General features: G+C 45.3%; 14 protein-coding genes. 8 read left to right on the forward strand and 6 right to left on the reverse strand.

The features are described 5' to 3' along the window. Positions 1–81: 81 nt before the first annotated feature. The 4 genes from ACZ5ZC_RS12880 to ACZ5ZC_RS12895 form a co-directional block, all read right to left on the reverse strand. Positions 82–630 (reverse strand): GNAT family N-acetyltransferase, encoded by a 549-nt coding sequence (locus ACZ5ZC_RS12880; protein ID WP_048626173.1) that lies wholly within the window; start codon positions 628–630, stop codon positions 82–84. A 163-nt stretch (positions 631–793) separates the two neighbouring features. Further along, positions 794–1,564: a peptidoglycan binding protein CsiV gene (locus ACZ5ZC_RS12885; RefSeq protein WP_074191059.1), complete on the reverse strand. Its 771-nt coding sequence runs from the start codon at positions 1,562–1,564 to the stop codon at positions 794–796. A gap of 7 nt (positions 1,565–1,571) precedes the next feature. Continuing rightward, positions 1,572–5,033 carry a transcription-repair coupling factor gene (mfd, locus tag ACZ5ZC_RS12890; protein ID WP_464931962.1) on the reverse strand — a complete coding sequence of 1,154 codons (3,462 nt, stop codon included), beginning with the start codon at positions 5,031–5,033 and terminating at the stop codon, positions 1,572–1,574. Between the two features lie 5 nt (positions 5,034–5,038). Then, a complete protein-coding gene (locus ACZ5ZC_RS12895) occupies positions 5,039–5,608 on the reverse strand; it encodes a hypothetical protein (protein WP_006742154.1) in 570 nt (189 codons plus the stop codon). Between the two features lie 249 nt (positions 5,609–5,857). Here ACZ5ZC_RS12895 and lolC point away from each other — a divergent pair, with 249 nt between their 5' ends. Genes lolC through lolE form a run of 3 tightly spaced genes read left to right on the forward strand, consistent with a single transcriptional unit; the run spans position 5,858 to position 9,013 of the window. Then, positions 5,858–7,066 carry a lipoprotein-releasing ABC transporter permease subunit LolC gene (gene lolC, locus ACZ5ZC_RS12900; RefSeq protein WP_464931963.1) on the forward strand — a complete coding sequence of 403 codons (1,209 nt, stop codon included), beginning with the start codon at positions 5,858–5,860 and terminating at the stop codon, positions 7,064–7,066. After that, positions 7,059–7,766 (forward strand): lipoprotein-releasing ABC transporter ATP-binding protein LolD, encoded by a 708-nt coding sequence (gene lolD / locus ACZ5ZC_RS12905; RefSeq protein WP_053807148.1) that lies wholly within the window; start codon positions 7,059–7,061, stop codon positions 7,764–7,766. The genes lolC and lolD overlap by 8 nt, the downstream gene beginning before the upstream one ends. Before the next feature lie 2 nt (positions 7,767–7,768). Beyond that, entirely contained in the window at positions 7,769–9,013 is a 1,245-nt protein-coding gene (gene lolE / locus ACZ5ZC_RS12910) for a lipoprotein-releasing ABC transporter permease subunit LolE (RefSeq protein ID WP_464931964.1), read from the forward strand. Positions 9,014–9,161: 148 nt separating this feature from the next. On the opposite strand, the gene ACZ5ZC_RS12915 is transcribed toward lolE, so the two are convergent. Further along, positions 9,162–9,671 (reverse strand): DUF2062 domain-containing protein, encoded by a 510-nt coding sequence (locus tag ACZ5ZC_RS12915; RefSeq protein ID WP_005390643.1) that lies wholly within the window; start codon positions 9,669–9,671, stop codon positions 9,162–9,164. Positions 9,672–9,679: 8 nt separating this feature from the next. Between ACZ5ZC_RS12915 and ACZ5ZC_RS12920 the strand changes: the two genes are divergently transcribed. Genes ACZ5ZC_RS12920 through kdsB form a run of 5 tightly spaced genes read left to right on the forward strand, consistent with a single transcriptional unit; the run spans position 9,680 to position 15,646 of the window. Next, complete coding sequence (locus ACZ5ZC_RS12920; RefSeq protein ID WP_464931965.1) at positions 9,680–11,938, forward strand: DNA internalization-related competence protein ComEC/Rec2; 2,259 nt, start codon at positions 9,680–9,682, stop codon at positions 11,936–11,938. Between the two features lie 31 nt (positions 11,939–11,969). Beyond that, positions 11,970–13,718 (forward strand): lipid A ABC transporter ATP-binding protein/permease MsbA, encoded by a 1,749-nt coding sequence (msbA, locus tag ACZ5ZC_RS12925; RefSeq protein ID WP_005390646.1) that lies wholly within the window; start codon positions 11,970–11,972, stop codon positions 13,716–13,718. Positions 13,719–13,723: 5 nt separating this feature from the next. Continuing rightward, the gene (lpxK, locus tag ACZ5ZC_RS12930; protein WP_395200614.1) at positions 13,724–14,731 is read left to right on the forward strand and encodes a tetraacyldisaccharide 4'-kinase; all 1,008 of its coding nucleotides are present in this window, start codon (positions 13,724–13,726) and stop codon (positions 14,729–14,731) included. Beyond that, positions 14,712–14,891, forward strand: coding sequence for a Trm112 family protein (locus ACZ5ZC_RS12935; RefSeq protein ID WP_005390649.1), 180 nt, complete (start codon positions 14,712–14,714; stop codon positions 14,889–14,891). The genes lpxK and ACZ5ZC_RS12935 overlap by 20 nt, the downstream gene beginning before the upstream one ends. Beyond that, positions 14,891–15,646, forward strand: coding sequence for a 3-deoxy-manno-octulosonate cytidylyltransferase (gene kdsB / locus ACZ5ZC_RS12940; protein ID WP_104974308.1), 756 nt, complete (start codon positions 14,891–14,893; stop codon positions 15,644–15,646). Before ACZ5ZC_RS12935 ends, kdsB begins: the two co-directional genes overlap by 1 nt. Before the next feature lie 77 nt (positions 15,647–15,723). On the opposite strand, the gene ACZ5ZC_RS12945 is transcribed toward kdsB, so the two are convergent. Further along, the gene (locus ACZ5ZC_RS12945) at positions 15,724–17,283 is read right to left on the reverse strand and encodes a SpoVR family protein (RefSeq protein WP_226422019.1); all 1,560 of its coding nucleotides are present in this window, start codon (positions 17,281–17,283) and stop codon (positions 15,724–15,726) included. Between the last annotated feature and the right edge of the window lie 11 nt (positions 17,284–17,294).

Here is a 17,294-nt window from a genome sequence, read left to right on the forward strand (position 1 = left end):
GCCAAATTCACATCTACGCGGATTGCGCGGATGCTGTATCTTCGAAATATAAAAAGCCACCGCAAGTCGGTGGCTTTTTATTTATGTTAGATCTGCCGGTAAAAGTGAGTACACAACGCCATCCTTAGGCTTACCATGAAAAATAAACCGGTTTCTGGCGATGGTTTCTTTTTGTGCACCGACTGACTCAATTAAGGTTTGGCTTGCTTCGTTGTCGGGGTCACAGACAATTTCCAGTCGAGTTAAACTCAGCTTTGCAAAGCAGAATTCAGCCAAGGCTCTAACGGCTTCTTGAGCATAGCCCTGTCGTTGATAGCGGTCAGCAACCCAGTAGCCAATACTTGCCATATTAAACGTGTGATATAACTCGTTTACGGCGGCCATTCCTACTAGAGTGTTACTTTGTCGCTCATAGATACCGAAACCGAAAGCTTCTGTTTTTACCCAGTTAAGTCGGGTTGCCAACAGGAAGTCCTGTGCATCTTTCAACGTAACGTTTTGATTACACCAATCTAGCCACTGGTGTAGGGAAGGGGACTCTGCAAGCAAACGTTGTAGTAAGTGAGCTTCTTCAGAAGGGATGAGCTTGAGCGCTAAGCGGGGCGCAATTATTTCAAAATCTGGACTCATGAACTGATACGACTTCCATGTTGAGTGTAAGTAATTTGAAAACTGTCTATTTCATACTGTAACGCAGTTATTTTCCTTGCTCTGCGTTGGTTAGGAATAACTGAGGACATAACAGATAAAAACAAAGCGCAGCAAATGCTGCGCTTTGTTGAATCACTCGTGCTTATCGAACGCGACGAACTTGAATGATCATGCCCATCAATGGGTTGTCTAGGTAATGAGTCTCACTACTACGCATACGGCGTTTTTGATCCATTCGGTAGCTCTTGAGGAACTTTTCTTCTGTTATTGTAGGGGAGATTTCCGCCAAGTTACCCACTTGAACATTACCATCGACCTCACCTAAATCATCCGCCAATTGCTCGGTTGAAGTTGGTTCAAAACGCACTTCTCTAACACTTGGCTCGCGCAGGTCTAGTGTCGTTTCAGCGAATAGATAATGCTGCACGTAAATTTGGAATCGACCGTCTAGTTCATACAAAGGACCGTTGACTGTCTCTTCACTGTAACCGTCAGTGGAAAATGTCTGAGTACTGCCATTGATTGGACTACCATCTGCGTGATAAGAATCAGAGAAATCTCGTCCACCAACAATACGGAAAATTGGGGCGCTAGATTTGCCTCGGTCACCTTGACGCCATGCTACGTGTTTAAGCACTTTAAACCCAGCGTGGTTGTTTAATGCTGCTTCTTGCGCATTCAGGCGGAAAGATGAGCGTGGCAGTAGTGTTACGCCTTTAGAGCGACGGTATGATTCACTCTCTAAGCTGCCGACATTTTCCATATCGATTTTTGGCAGTTGATTCGGCCAAGATTCAGTGGTGCTTTCAGCGTCGACTGCTCGCTTGAAAATGATCACTTCAATATCAAATTGACGCTGTGCCCAAGAAGGCATTGAGACACATAGAAGCAATAACGGGATCAGTATTCTCATTCGACTATTAGCTCGTTGGTAATAAATTCTGTTTAAAATCATTCAGTAAGTCTTGAACAAACTGAATGCGTTTACGTCGGTCCGCCAATGGTACGCTAAACTTGAACTTAGTTGGACCTTCCATTGCAAATTTTTGCGGCTGTGATTGCAGCAGTTTAACCAAATACGCTGGATTTATGTCAGCATCAGGGTAAAACTCGATAAATCCACCCTTATCATGGGCTTCTATCTTTTTCGCTTTTAGGCTACCAGCCGAAATTTTCAATTCTGAGACAGCAAGTAAGTTCTTCGTCGCGTCTGGAAGCAGTCCAAATCGATCGATAAGTTCCACTTTGAGCTCTGAGAGTTCTTCACCACTCGTAACGCTCGCAATACGTTTGTACATCGACAGTCGTGTATTCACATCCGGGATGTAATCGTCTGGCAAGAGCGCTGGGATTCGCATTTCAACTTCAGTTTGTTCTCGAAGCAGCTCGTCCAAAGAAGGTTCTTTACCTTCTTTCAATGCTTGGACTGCTTGTTCCAGCATTTCCATGTACAGTGTAAAACCAACCGATTGAATTTGCCCACTTTGCTCGTCACCAAGCAGCTCACCAGCCCCACGGATTTCCAAGTCGTGAGTTGCTAGAGTAAAGCCTGCGCCTAAGTCTTCCAGTGAAGCAATCGCATCAAGACGCTTGATAGCATCTTTGGTCATGGCTTTTGGATGTGGCGTTAATAAGTAAGCATAGGCTTGATGATGAGAGCGTCCAACACGGCCACGCAATTGGTGCAGTTGCGCTAAACCAAGGTTGTCTGCACGATCCATAATAATGGTATTCGCCGTTGGTACGTCGATACCGGTCTCGATGATCGTTGTACACACCAACACATTAAAGCGCTGGTGGTAGAAAGCATTCATGATGCGCTCTAGTTCGCGCTCACGCATTTGACCATGTGCCACGGTAATTCGTGCTTCAGGAATAAGCTTTTGCAAGTCTTCCGCGGTTTTCTCGATAGTCTCTACCTGATTGTGCAGGAAGTAAACCTGACCACCACGCATGATTTCACGCAGTACCGCCTCACGGACCACAGATTCTTCTCTTTGACGAACAAAGGTTTTGATGGCTAAACGACGCGCTGGAGGTGTCGCGATGATCGACAGATCGCGCATGCCACTCATGGCCATATTCAAGGTACGTGGAATTGGTGTTGCGGTGAGGGTAAGAATATCCACATCCGCACGCATTGCTTTGACTTTTTCTTTTTGACGAACCCCGAAGCGGTGTTCCTCGTCAACGATCAACAAACCTAAATCTTTGAATTTAATGTCGCTTGAAAGCAGCTTATGCGTACCGACGACAATATCGACTTTACCATCTGCAACGTCTTGCAAAATGACTTTTTGTTCTTTGGCCGATTTAAAACGAGACAGTACTTCAACTCGGATTGGTAAGTTGGCAAAACGGTCACGGAAGTTTTCGAAATGCTGCTGAGCAAGCAGGGTTGTCGGTACGAGTACGGCGACCTGTTTACTGTTATCCGTTGCGACAAATGCTGCGCGCATAGCGACTTCTGTTTTACCAAAGCCCACGTCACCACACACTAGGCGATCCATCGCTTTTGCTTGGCACATGTCTGACAAGACGGCATTGATGGCCATCGCTTGGTCATCCGTTTCTTCAAATGGGAACGTTGCTTTAAACGTTGCGTATTGCCCACGATCTAGCTCAAATTTGAAGCCAGGTTTTAACTCTCGCTTAGCGTAAACATCCAGCAACTCGGCCGCGACATCACGCACTTTTTCTGCCGCTTTACGACGTGCTTTTGCCCAAGCCTCGCCACCCAATTTATGGAGTGGTGCACTTTCTTCAGCACCGCCTGAATAACGGCTAATAAGGTTTAGTGATGAAACTGGTACGTAGAGCTTGGCATCGTTTTGATACTCAAGGGTGACGTATTCCGTTTTCATGCCACCGGCTTCAAGTGTTTGTAAACCGATGTAGCGGCCAATACCGTGATCAATATGAACCACGGGTTGACCGGGTTTCAATTCCGCAAGGTGGCGAATAACGGTGTCACTGTTGACTGCTTTTTTATCTTTGCGGCGTCGCTGGATAACGCGGTCACCAAGTAGATCACTTTCACAGATCAGAGCGAAGTTCAGCTCTTCGTGAATGAAACCATGCTCTGCAGCGCCTAAGATCAAACTGAAGCGATCACTCGAATCTAGAGCTTGGTAAAGTGAGCCATGTACGACTGGGCGAACTTTGATGCCTTGCAACAGTTCCGTTAGTGCTTCGCGACGACCTTCTGACTCTACCGAGAAAACAATTTTGCCGCTGAATTGCTCACTGAATTGACGAAGACGCGAAAGCGGTTCTTTATTTTGTTGCTGAACGCCAAGCTCGGCTAACGATTGTACTGGTAGGTTTTGACGACCAGCACGCTTAACCACTTTATCTAGGCTCAATTGAGCCATAGGGAGCTGTTTTAGTTGGCTGAAGAGTTCGTCTTTTTTCAGCCAAAGTTGTTCAGGAGTCAAAAGAGGACGTAGTGGATCAACTTTTTTCTGGTCGTACCGATATTCGACATCGGTTAAGAAAGTATCGACCGCAGATTCAATATCACCATATGTGATGATTTGAGAGTCTTCTGGCAAATATTCAAATAAAGTCTCGGTATGGTCAAAAAACAGCGGTTGCCAATACTCAATACCAGCGGGCCAAGTGCCTTTGGTCACTTGCATGTAGATCGACTCTGGCTCTCGGCGTGCTTCAAATTGGGTGCGCCAACGTGTACGAAAATCCTCAATCGCTTCTTTAGTGGTTGGGAATTCATGTGCAGGCAGCAATTGAATTTGCTGAATATCGTCGATAGAGCGTTGGTTCTCTGGATCAAACGTGCGAATGGTATCTATCTCATCATCAAAGAAGTCGATGCGATACGGGTCATCGCTGCCCATAGGAAATAGATCGAGAATCGACCCACGGCTCGCGTATTCACCTGGCCCAAATACTTGGTCTACGTGGCGGTAGCCCGAATTTTCAAGTTGTACACGTAGTTTCTCAAGCGAGAGTTGATCGCCGGTTTTCACCATTAAGGTATGTTGCAATAGAAAATCACGTGGCGACTGTCGCTGCAGCACCGTACTGACTGGCACGATGGTAATACCATTACGTTGGCTTGGCAGTTGGTATAGGCGCGCGATACGTTCAGAGATAATTTCTTGATGCGGAGAAAAGTTATCGTAAGGCAGCGTTTCCCAATCAGGGAACAGGCTTACTGTTTGGTCAGTGAATTGTTCAATCTCCGCTTGAAGCTTTAAAGCGATTTGCGGGTCAGGCACGACGAGTAGCGAGTGACTCGAATGCTGCTTGGCTAGCTCAGCAATAGCTAGAGGTAGAGCCGCGCCCGGTAAATTACCTAGCTGTTTTTTGTCGCCACGCTCAGAAGGATTGGTGACGGAAAGAATCGTTGCTTTTGTCATAGGAATTATTTTTTATCTCGCTCCATCGAGCGCTGACGTAAAAGTTTTTGTTGTTGATATAGTGCCGCTTTTATGAGCAAATCTTGGTCAGATTCACGTAGCATCTTATATCTAAGAGTGATAATGAAATCTTGCTCTGAAGCATCACATTCTTCTACTTGAGCGTAACCGTAAATCGCTGCAGCAGGATGATCGAGAAACAGTTTAACACGAACGAGTTGTTGGGCAGATAGCGCTGTATCTGAACGGTAACTGAGTTGGCTGGCACCAAACTTCGTGGTTTGGTATCGAATGGAGGCATCATCTTGTTGTGAAAGCATAAAGCTCAACAAGAGGTTAAGTTTCGCGTTTTGCGTATCAAGCAAGTTAATCACATGCTTTAAATCTTTGTTTTTTAGCTCTAGACGTGCATTGTCTGCCAACATATCTAGATGGCTAAATTCGCTGGCAACAATAAACGGTGCTGGAATTTCGGAGACAAAGGTTTCTTCATCTGGCAAAGCAAAATCCGCACTCAACGTTTCGACGTTGATAGTGAGATTATGATGGACGGTAAAGTATTCTTGCTCTGTCATATAGTCGGTCCTTTTGCCAGCGAGCGCTCCCTGTTCACTCAACAAACAAAGAGAAGTAGGGCACTGATTATCGCTAACTGAATGAAGTTATCAAGTTTACCTGATTTGTCCTTGAACTTTTTGCCCTAAATACAGACTTATTGCATGTCGTTGACAAATTTAGCGATTCTCTTGTCTTCTTAATGAGAAGAGTAAGGTAAGATAATCTGCTAAAGCTTTATATCAAAACAACCAGTTGGTTTGTCTTATATGTATCATCCTATCTCATTGTTTATTGGCTTAAGGTATCTTCGGGGACGCTCTGGAGATAGGTTCAGCCGATTTGTTTCTTATATGTCGACGGCGGGTATTACGATCGGTGTAATGGCGTTGGTGACGGTTCTTTCTGTGATGAACGGGTTTGAATCGCAGTTAAAAGAACGCATTTTAGGTGTGCTACCTCATGCCGTTGTTTCGCAACACGATGGAAAAACGCCTATGACCGAGTCTGCTCCTCCATTTGTTCAAGCGATGTCGAGTGAATCTGAACCGGAGCCTATCGTTCGTGGAGAGGCTGTAATTCAGAGTTCTGCGCAACTGACGGCAGGTTACCTCATTGGCATTGAACCAAAGAAAGGCGACCCGATTAGCAACCATTTGATTGCTGGGCGATTATCGTCACTTCAAGCGGGCGATTACAATGTCTTTTTAGGTCATAGTTTGGCGCGCTCGCTAAAGGTATCAATGGGGGATAAAGTGCGCTTAATGGTGACCAACGCGACGCAGTTTACCCCACTTGGCCGTATTCCTAGCCAGCGCAATTTTACTGTCGCTGGTATTTTCAATACGGGATCGGACGTTGATGGTCAATTAATGATTGTTAACATGACGGATGCATCTAAGTTGATGCGTTTTCCGAAAGACACGGTTTCTGGTTGGCGTGTCTTTTTCTCTGATCCATTTATGGTGACGGATTTTGCTGATCAACCCATGCCTGACGGGTGGCAATGGAGTGATTGGCGCGAGCAGCGTGGTGAGCTTTTCCAAGCGGTGAAAATGGAAAAGAACATGATGGGACTCATGCTAGGTCTGATAGTGGGCGTTGCTGCATTCAATATTATCTCCGCCTTAATCATGGTGGTGATGGAGAAACAATCAGAAGTCGCAATATTGAAAACTCAAGGCATGACTCAATCTCAAGTGATGACCATTTTCATGGTACAAGGGGCGAGCAGCGGTGTAATTGGCGCGATTGTCGGTGGCGCTGCGGGCGTGATCTTGTCACTTAACCTGAATGCGATTCTTGAATCTGCCGGTGTGGCGCTATTCAGTTTCGGTGGCCATCTACCTATTTTGATTGATTCACTGCAAATTCTTTTAGTGGTGGTGTTGGCGATTGCTCTTAGCCTCGCTGCTACGCTTTATCCTTCTTATCGAGCATCTTCTGTTAAACCTGCTGAGGCACTTCGCTATGAATAAGCTATTAGAATGTCGTGATATTCGTAAAGTCTACCGAGAGGGTTCGTTAGATACGGAAGTGTTGAAAGGCGTAAGTTTCGATATCGACAAAGGGGAGTTGGTTTCTATTGTTGGCTCTTCTGGTTCGGGAAAAAGTACCTTATTGCATATTTTAGGGGCGTTAGATGACGCAACTCATGGTGAAGTTGATTTTCTAGGGCAAAACCTATCGGCTTTAAGTTCGAATAAACAGGCGGCTTTACGCAACAAGCACCTTGGTTTTGTATACCAGTTCCATCACTTGTTAGCTGATTTTACTGCGCTTGAAAACGTGGCGATGCCACTGATGATTGGCGGCGCTAAAGTAGCGGATGCAAAACAGGCGGCTAAAGCGTTGTTAGATAAAGTTGGTTTGAGTCATCGGATGCAACACAGGCCTTCTGAGTTATCGGGCGGTGAGCGTCAACGTGTTGCGATTGCGCGTGCATTGGTGAATAAACCTGATCTGGTTTTGGCCGATGAACCTACGGGGAACTTAGATCACAATACGGCACTGTCTATCTATGATTTGATGCGCGAGCTCAATAAAGAGTCAAACATTGCATTTTTGGTTGTCACGCATGACAAAGAGCTGGCAGCGAAAATGGATCGTCAAATGCACATGCAAGATGGTTTGCTCGTAGATCGTTTTGTGACTGATACTGCGTTTGCGGAGGGCTAATTTTGTTTACCTCTTTAGCATTGATGATTGGTGGTCGCTTCAGTCGAGCGAAAAAGCGCAACAAGATGGTGTCTTTCATTTCGCTTTCTTCAACGATTGGTATTGCGGTTGGTGTAGCCGTGATCATTATCGGTCTTTCTGCAATGAATGGCTTTGAGCGCGAGCTGCAATCGCGTGTGTTGTCAGTTATTCCACACGGTGAGTTGGAAGGCGTTAATGGTCCGCTTCATAACTACACCAAAACGATGAATCAAGCCCTAAACCATGAAGATGTTGTTGCGGCAGCGCCGTACGTTCGTTTTACGGGGTTAGCAGAAAAAAGCAGTAAGCTAAAAGCGATAGAAGTTCGTGGCGTAGAGCCTACTTTCGAGCAAGCGGTGTCGAGCTTATCGAATTTTATTGACCAAGAAGCTTGGCAAAACTTTTATGCCGGTCAGAAGCAAGTGATCTTAGGCCGAGGTGTTGCAAACGAGCTAAATGTCGCAGTGGGGGATTACATTACGTTGATGATTCCGCAAACAGGCGGCGCAAACAAAGTGCAGGCTCCCAAGCGTGTGCGCGTGAAGGTGTCTGGGTTCTTAACGTTGAATGGCCAAATAGACCATTCTTTAGCGTTAGTGCCATTAGCGGATGCTCAGCAATACGCGAGGTTAGGGGAAGGGGTCACTGGCATTTCACTAAAAACGGATGATGTTCTCAATGCACCTTCTATTGTTCGTGAGGTAGGTAGCATGGTGGATGTTTACGTGTATTTGAAAAGCTGGCAGCAAAAGTTTGGTTTTTTATATCGCGATATACAACTCGTGCGCACTATTATGTACTTGGTGATGGTACTGGTGATTGGCGTGGCGTGTTTTAACATTGTGTCTACGCTGATGATGGCAGTGAAAGATCGAGCCGCAGAAATTGCAATTTTGCGAACTATGGGAGCAAAAGATAGCCTAATCAAACGTATCTTTGTTTGGCAAGGTGTGTTCTCTGGTGTATTCGGCAGTCTCGTCGGCAGTGTTATCGGTGTATTAGTGGCATTAAATCTAACCCCGTTAATAAAAGGGCTAGAAAGTTTAATTGGACATCAGTTTTTATCGGGTGATATTTACTTCGTTGACTTCTTACCATCACAGTTACACTGGCCAGACGTATCATTGGTATCGATGACGGCGATCGTTCTGAGTTTGCTTGCAACGTGGTATCCCGCTTCTCGCGCCGCGAAGTTAAATCCAGCAGCGGTGCTGAGTTCTAAATAACCAACCGTTTTACAATACGAGAAAAGCAAAAAGGACCGAATTCGGTCCTTTTTTGTATTTGTCCAACTTGAGCGACATCGTGTTTCATTCTAACTGTTAGGTGCCCCTCAACTGATAGCGCAAATGCTGATTTTTATGCAGTAACGTCTTATCTTATTTTGCGTTTTTGCCAGCTCCGAACCACTGAGTAGCGCCAAAGTCCTCTAATGCCGAAGTAGCCAATAATCGCGGATACGACACCACAGATAGCACAGCCTAATAAGAATGGAGGGCCAATAGTGCTCATCTGTTGCATGATGAATTCCCACGAAAGTTCAAAGTGGAAAGGTTGCGGAGGAACATGCATCACTAAAGCGCCAAGCTTATACGCAAAATAAAACAACACAGGCATGGTGATGGGGTTGCTTATCCATACCAAAGCGACGGAGAGAGGTAAATTGACGCCAAGCATGATTGCCAAACCAGCAGCCATGATCATTTGGCTTGGTAGCGGAACAAATGCCATAAATAACCCGACAGCAAAAGCCCCGGACGCAGAGCGACGATTTAAACACCACAAGTTCGGGTTGTACAACACATTGCCGAAGACCTTCAATGCTTTTTGGCGTTTGATCAATTCATGATCTGGCATGAAGCGTTTTATCAGCTTTCTAGGCATAGGACAGCATGACTCTCTCAGAAAAAAGTTGGACCTTGGCGTTATTTGTAGCGAGCGTAATTTCGTCAGCTTGGTGGCCGACAATACCAGATTGGCGTTGGTTGCTGCTGGGAATAATAACCACTGGCTCAATAATCAAATTACGTCGTGGCTTAATTAGCATAGGCGCAATCGCGGGCTTTATGGTTGTCATCGTCCACGGCAATGTATTGGAGTCTCAGAGACAAGCCCTTTTTCAAGCAGGGGAGAATACTACCATAATTGGTAAAGTTGACAGCCCTTTTACGCAAATAAGTCACGGGTATGAAGGCATTGTGGCTCTAAAAAAGGTAAATTCTCAAACTCTGTTACCTTTTCTTAAACCTAAAATCCGTCTTATTACGACTTTTCCCCTCGATGTTAACAGTGAGTTTACGACATCCGTCTCGTTAAAGCCGATTACAGGCCTACGCAACGAAGCTGGTTTTGATGCCGAAAAGCACGCAATGGGTAAAAGCATTATCGCACGTGGTGTTGTTAACAAGGATGTTACCTGGATTATTCGCTCTACGGCATCTTTGCGCCAAGCCATTATCGCTGATGTTTCGGAGGATGTGTCCTCCCTTCATCATTTCTCGTTAATAAATGCGTTAGTTTTTGCCGATCGCTCTTGGTTATCTAAGGAAGATTGGCAAGCACTCAGAGACAGTGGTTTACTGCACTTGGTCTCGATTTCGGGCTTACATATTGGTATGGCGTTCACTTTTGGGCTAGTGGTGGGCGGTGCCATTCGTTATGCGTTACCTCAATACCAGCTATTGCCTAGCTTATGTGGGCTGATGTTTGCCGTTGCCTATGCTTGGTTAGCGGACTTCTCATTACCTACCACCCGTGCGGTGTCGGTATGTATTATTTACGTCGTTCTCAAATATACCTTAGTGCACTGGGCTTCCTGGCGGGTACTTTTGCTCGCGGTAGCGCTACAACTGCTTGTTCAACCTTTTGCATCGTATAGCATGAGTTTTTGGTTATCGTATTTGTCAGTTTGTGCAGTGTTGTTCGCAATCAATTTGATTCGGCATCAAAACGGGGGCTGGAAGGCGAAGTTAAAAGTGTTATTGCTTACTCAATTGATGTTGAGTGTGTTAATCGTGCCTATTAGTGGCTATTACTTTTCTGGTTTCAGTTTGTCATCAATTGCATACAACTTGGCGTTTATTCCTTGGTTCGGATTTATCGTTGTGCCTTTGATGTTTCTGGCCCTGTTCTCATCTTTATTTCTTGAAATGATAGCAAAGCCTCTGTGGCAGTTGGTGGACTGGTCATTGCAGCCATTGAGCACGTCAATTCAGTACGCGATAGGCTCCTGGCAACCCATTAGTATAGAAATGACAGGGTTGATTCTGGCGGGAATTATTTGCTTGGTGTTTCAACGATTCATGTTTCAGTACGCGTGGTGTTTGTTACTTGGCATTGTAATTAGTATTAAGCTCACATCGGAATATGATCAGCAACATTGGCGCATTGATGTACTAGATGTGGGCCATGGCCTTGCGGTGATTGTAGAAAAAGACGATAAAGTGTTGCTCTATGATACAGGTAAAGCATGGCAAAATGGCAGTATTGCGGAGCAGGTCGTCACTCCGGTCTTGCATCAACGAGGTTATGAAAGCATCGATACGATGATCCTCAGCCATTCCGACAATGACCATGCAGGAGGGCGCTTGTTCATTGAAGATGCCTTTTCGCCACAGCGCAAACTCAGTAGCCAAAATTTTATCGGATATGAGTCTTGTACTCGCGGCGATCATTGGAAATGGCAAGGGTTAAATATAGAAGTACTTTGGCCTCATGCTCTTGTTCAACGTGCATATAATCCGCACTCCTGTGTACTACGTCTTACCGACCCTATTTCTATGTTCAGTATGCTTTTTACTGGTGATATTGAGACCATTAGCGAGTGGATCTTGCTCAGGGAGCCTGAAAAGTTAAAAAGTGATGTGATGTTGGTCCCTCATCATGGTAGTAAAAGTTCGTCGAATCCTCGCTTTATTGAGGCGGTAAACCCGAGTGTGGCCGTTGCTTCTTTGGCAAAAAATAATCAATGGGGAATGCCGGCAGAACATGTTGTTGCAGCATATCGCAAGCTTGACATTACTTGGCTTGATACTGGGGAATATGGTCAGGTAAGCTTCTCTATTCACCGTGATAATTGGCGCTCAGAAACCAAACGTAGCGATACATTTGAGCCTTGGTATAGGCAGATGCTGCGTAAGGGAGTAGAATGAGAGTCTTAATGTAAGAAAATAAAGCACTTCTATGTCGATAAATACTGATGAAACGACTTGGCAGACGTTTAAGCGTCTATGGCAATTTATTCGCCTTTACAAGTCAGGTCTTGTCGTTGCAGTCATTGCATTAGTTATTAATGCTATATCAGATACCTATATGATTTCCCTATTAAAACCATTACTAGATGAAGGTTTTGGGAACGCTGAATCTGATTTTCTACGCACGCTTCCATTGATTATTTTTGCCATGATGTTTGTCCGTGGCATAAGTGGATTTGTCTCCACATACTGTTTGAGCTGGGTATCCGGCAATGTGGTTATGCAAGTCCGCCGTATGGTATTCAATCACTTTATGCATATGCCTGTGTCTTACTTCGATAAGGAAAAGACGGGCAATTTATTGTCACGTATTACCTACGATTCAGAGCAAGTATCTGCGGCAACCAGCCAAGCGTTAGTGAGCATCGTTCGTGAAGGTGCAAGTATCATTGGCCTGTTAGTCCTGATGTTTTACAACAGCTGGCAGTTGTCGTTAGTGCTGTTTGCTGTTGCTCCCGTTGTCGCGTGGGGTATTGGTGTCGTTTCTAAACGTTTTAGAAAAATATCCAAAAATATGCAGACAATGATGGGCAACGTGACTGCGTCAGCAGAGCAGATGCTGAAAGGCCATAAAGTCGTGTTGAGCTACGGCGGCCAGGATATAGAACGTAAACGATTTGAGAAGGTCAGCAACCAAATGCGTCAACAAAGCATGAAGTTGGTGACGGCTCAAGCGGCGGCTAACCCTATCATCCAAATGATTGCGTCACTTGCTATTGTTGCCGTTCTTTACTTAGCAAGTATTGACTCGATTAAAGAGCAACTGACTCCAGGTACATTTACCGTTGTCTTCTCTGCGATGTTTGGTTTGATGCGTCCGCTTAAAGCGCTTACTAACGTTACCTCTCAGTTCCAACGTGGTATGGCCGCGAGCCAAACGCTCTTTGCGTTGATTGACCTTGAGCCTGAGAAAAACGAAGGTAAGTTGACAGTTGAACGCGCAAATGGCGATGTTTCAGTTAAAAACGTAAGCTTTACTTATACTGGCGCAGAAAAGCCAGCATTGGAAAATGTCAGCTTCGATATTCCAAGAGGGAAGACCGTTGCGCTGGTTGGTCGTTCCGGTTCCGGTAAAAGTACCATCGCGAACTTGTTCAATCGTTTCTATGATGTTGATAGTGGCTCCATCACATTAGACGGACATGATATTCGTGAATACGAGTTAAAGAACTTGCGTCAGCAGTTTGCGCTAGTATCACAAAATGTTCATTTATTTAATGACACGATTGCAAACAATATTGCTTACGCAACGGATGGAAAATACGAGCGTAGTGATATCGAGAAAGCGGCAAAACTCGCGCATGCTATGGAATTCATCAGCAAAATGGATGATGGACTTGATACCATGATTGGTGAAAATGGCGCGAGTCTGTCTGGCGGTCAACGTCAACGTGTCGCTATTGCACGTGCTCTATTGCGTGATGCACCGGTATTGATTCTTGATGAGGCGACCTCTGCTTTGGATACGGAATCAGAACGCGCTATCCAAGCTGCACTAGATGAGCTGCAGAAAGACAAAACGGTACTCGTGATTGCGCACCGCTTGTCAACTATCGAGAAAGCCGATGAGATTCTTGTGGTTGATGATGGCGCCATCATTGAGCGTGGCAACCATGCCGATCTTATTGCAAAAAATGGTGCGTATGCACAATTGCACCGTATTCAGTTTGGTGAATAGACGCGGTGGTTGAAAAAATCTGGTTTGAAAACCATCCAATAAAATACCTCTTGTGGCCGCTTTTGTGGCCACTGAGTGTATTATTTGGAGCAATAAGTAAGTCTAAGCGAAAGCAATATCAAACAGGCCGTAAGCAAGCCTACAACGCGCCTATCCCTGTTATTGTTGTCGGCAATATCACGGCTGGTGGTAATGGCAAAACACCAGTTGTGGTTTGGCTTGTTGAGCAACTGCAACAGCTTGGGCTTAAGCCAGGGGTCGTTTCTCGTGGTTATGGAGCAAAAGCTCCTGCCTATCCGTTAGTGCTAAAAGAAGATACGCCTGCGAAACATTGTGGTGATGAACCTAAGTTGATTCATCGCCGCACAGGAGCGCCTGTTGCGGTAGACCCGGTGCGTGCAAATGCAGTGAAAGCACTGCTAGAGTTAGGTGTGGATATCATTATTACGGACGATGGGTTGCAACATTATGCGTTAGGCCGTGATATTGAGTTAGTGATTGTGGATGGGAATCGCCGATTTGGGAATGAAAGCCTCATTCCGCTTGGCCCACTTCGTGAAGGGGTCGAGCGTCTTGCTGAAGTCGACTTTATCATCACCAATGGCGGTCAAGCACATACGGGCGAAATCGCAATGACTTTAGCGCCATCTAAAGCCATTAACCTCAAGACTAAGCAACTTGTGGACGTTTCTGAATTAAAAGAGCTAGTGGCATTTGCAGGGATTGGGCATCCACCACGATTTTTTCATACACTAAACTCGATGAACGCAGATGTTAAAGTCACAAAAGGTTTTGCTGACCATCAAGACTTTAACCAACAAGAATTAGAAGCATTGGCTCAACAAGGGGCCAATGTGATTATGACCGAGAAAGATGCCGTCAAGTGCAGCCATTATGCGCAAGATAATTGGTGGTATCTGCCTGTATCTGCCCAGTTTGAACCAAACGATGCAGAGCAAATTTTAAATAGAATAAAAGAGGTTAAAGCGGCTTATGGATCACCGTCTGCTTGAGATTGTAGCTTGCCCTGTTTGCAAAGGTAAGCTGACGTACGATAAAGAGAATCAAGAGTTGATCTGCAAATTGGATCGCCTCGCTTACCCGATCAAAGAGGGTATTCCCGTTCTGCTCGAGCCTGAGGCTCGTACTATGAGTATGGATGAGGGACGCTAATGTCTTTTACGGTTGTCATTCCTTCGCGTTACGCATCGAGCCGTTTGCCTGGTAAACCGTTGGCGAATATTGGCGGTAAGCCAATGGTTCAGTGGGTTTACGAGCAAGCGCTACAAGCGGGTGCGGAAGATGTTATCGTGGCAACTGATGACGAGCGTGTTGCTGATGCTGTCTCGTCGTTTGGTGGTAAAGTCTGTATGACCTCTCCTAACCACGAATCAGGTACTGAACGCCTTGCTGAAGTTGTTGAAAAGATGGCTATTCCTGCAGACCACATTATTGTTAATGTGCAAGGGGACGAGCCTTTGATTCCACCGTCTATCATTCGTCAGGTTGCTGATAACTTATCGGGGTGTGACGCTCCGATGGCGACATTAGCCGTAGAGATAGACTCGGAAGAAGAAGTGTTCAATCCGAATGCAGTTAAAGTTGTGGCTAATGAGCAAGGCTATGCGATGTACTTTAGCCGAGCAACTATCCCTTGGGATCGCGATAACTTTGCCAAACAAGACAAAATCATTGCCAACCCATTAATGCGTCATATTGGTATTTATGCTTATCGAGCTGGTTTCATTAATACGTATGTAAACTGGGCTCCGAGCGCATTGGAGCAGATCGAGTGCCTTGAGCAACTACGAGTGCTTTGGTACGGTGAAAAAATTCATGTAGCGGTAGCGAAAGAAGCGCCAGCAGCCGGCGTTGATACGCCAGAAGATCTAGAGGCGGTGCGCGCTATTGTGGCGAAGCAAGCATAACCAAAGGTCACATTGAATTAAGAACGAGAAAGGCTCCTGAATTAGGAGCCTTTTTGTTGCTTATATCCAAGTATTAGTTAGATGTTTGTGTCATATTGGCTTCGTTTAGGGCAGGTCGCTAAGACTTCTCGGTGACCTGTGTCTTTTACTTCTTGCAGAATGACATCAAATCCCCACAATCGGTATACGTGTTTCAGAACTTCTTCGTAACTGTCATCAAGCGGGATTCGGTTATGAGGTACGTATTGCAACGTGAGTGAGCGGTCCCCACGAACATCGACATTAAATACCTGAATGTTTGGCTCAAGGTTAGATAAGTTGTACTGAGCGGCTAAGGTTTCTCTAATGCGTTTATAACCCATCTCATCGTGTATCGCGGCGACTTCAATAAAGTTTTTGTGGTCATCATCGTTGATCGCAAACAGCTTGAAATCACGCATTAATTTCGGAGAAAGGTATTGGCTAATGAAGCTTTCATCTTTGAAATTATGCATCGCGAAATGTACCGCATCTAACCAATCGGTTCCTGCCAAATCCGGAAACCACTCCTTGTCCTCATCAGTTGGTTCTTCACAGATACGTTTAATATCTCGGAACATGGCAAAGCCCAAGGCGTATGGATTAATACCATTAAAGTAAGGGCTATTATAAGGCGGTTGAGCTACCACACTGGTATGGCTATGTAAGAACTCTAGTATGAACTTTTCGGATACCAAACCCTCATCGTAAAGATGGTTGAGAATGGTGTAATGCCAGAATGTTGCCCAGCCTTCGTTCATGACCTGCGTTTGTTTTTGCGGATAAAAATACTGACTGATTTTGCGTACAATCCGCACGACTTCACGTTGCCACGGCTCTAGTAGTGGGGCATGCTTTTCGAAAAAGTAGAGCAAGTTTTCCTGAGGCTCGCTTGGGAACCGCTCTTTAAGATCTTCCTCTTTGGTTTTGGCTCTTGGTACCGTGCGCCACAATTCATTCACTTGAGACTGTAAGTATGCCTCGCGTTCTTCTTGTCGCGCTTTCTCTTCGGTAATGGAGATTTTCTCTGGTCGCTTGTAACGATCCACACCAAAGTTCATTAAGGCGTGGCAGGAGTCGAGCAGTTTTTCCACTTCCTGTACTCCATATCGCTCCTCACATTCAGCTAAATACTTTTTGGCAAACAGTAAATAATCGATGATGGAGCTAGCGTCCGTCCAGGTTTGGAACAGATAATTACCTTTGAAGAAAGAGTTGTGCCCGTAACAAGCGTGAGCAATCACCAGCGCTTGCATTGTCACGGTATTTTCTTCCATCAAATAAGCGATACACGGATTGGAGTTAATGACAATCTCGTAGGCTAACCCCATTTGACCATGCTTATAGTTCTGCTCCGTTTGGATGAACTTCTTACCAAACGACCAGTGGTTGTAATTGATGGGCATACCAATACTTGAGTAGGCATCCATCATTTGTTCGGAAGTAATCACTTCTATCTGGTTAGGGTAAGTGTCTAGGCGATAGTGTTGTGCGACACGCTTAATCTCTTTGTGGTAGCGTTCCAACAGCTCAAATGTCCAATCCGGCCCATCTGGCAGCATTTTACTATTACGCTTCTTAGGCGCCTCTCCTGAGAGGTTTTTCGTTGCGGTACTCATCGCTAGCCTCC

It is taken from the genome of Vibrio sp. JCM 18905, from assembly GCF_055393305.1.

Coding starts and splice junctions, on each gene's coding strand:
- ACZ5ZC_RS12880 (WP_048626173.1), bottom strand. CDS start 630: ATGAGTCCAGATTTTGAAATAATTGCGCCCCGCTTAGCGCTCAAGCTC.
- ACZ5ZC_RS12885 (WP_074191059.1), bottom strand. CDS start 1,564: ATGAGAATACTGATCCCGTTATTGCTTCTATGTGTCTCAATGCCTTCT.
- mfd (WP_464931962.1), bottom strand. CDS start 5,033: ATGACAAAAGCAACGATTCTTTCCGTCACCAATCCTTCTGAGCGTGGC.
- ACZ5ZC_RS12895 (WP_006742154.1), bottom strand. CDS start 5,608: ATGACAGAGCAAGAATACTTTACCGTCCATCATAATCTCACTATCAAC.
- lolC (WP_464931963.1), top strand. CDS start 5,858: ATGTATCATCCTATCTCATTGTTTATTGGCTTAAGGTATCTTCGGGGA.
- lolD (WP_053807148.1), top strand. CDS start 7,059: ATGAATAAGCTATTAGAATGTCGTGATATTCGTAAAGTCTACCGAGAG.
- ACZ5ZC_RS12915 (WP_005390643.1), bottom strand. CDS start 9,671: ATGCCTAGAAAGCTGATAAAACGCTTCATGCCAGATCATGAATTGATC.
- ACZ5ZC_RS12920 (WP_464931965.1), top strand. CDS start 9,680: ATGACTCTCTCAGAAAAAAGTTGGACCTTGGCGTTATTTGTAGCGAGC.
- msbA (WP_005390646.1), top strand. CDS start 11,970: ATGTCGATAAATACTGATGAAACGACTTGGCAGACGTTTAAGCGTCTA.
- ACZ5ZC_RS12935 (WP_005390649.1), top strand. CDS start 14,712: ATGGATCACCGTCTGCTTGAGATTGTAGCTTGCCCTGTTTGCAAAGGT.
- kdsB (WP_104974308.1), top strand. CDS start 14,891: ATGTCTTTTACGGTTGTCATTCCTTCGCGTTACGCATCGAGCCGTTTG.
- ACZ5ZC_RS12945 (WP_226422019.1), bottom strand. CDS start 17,283: ATGAGTACCGCAACGAAAAACCTCTCAGGAGAGGCGCCTAAGAAGCGT.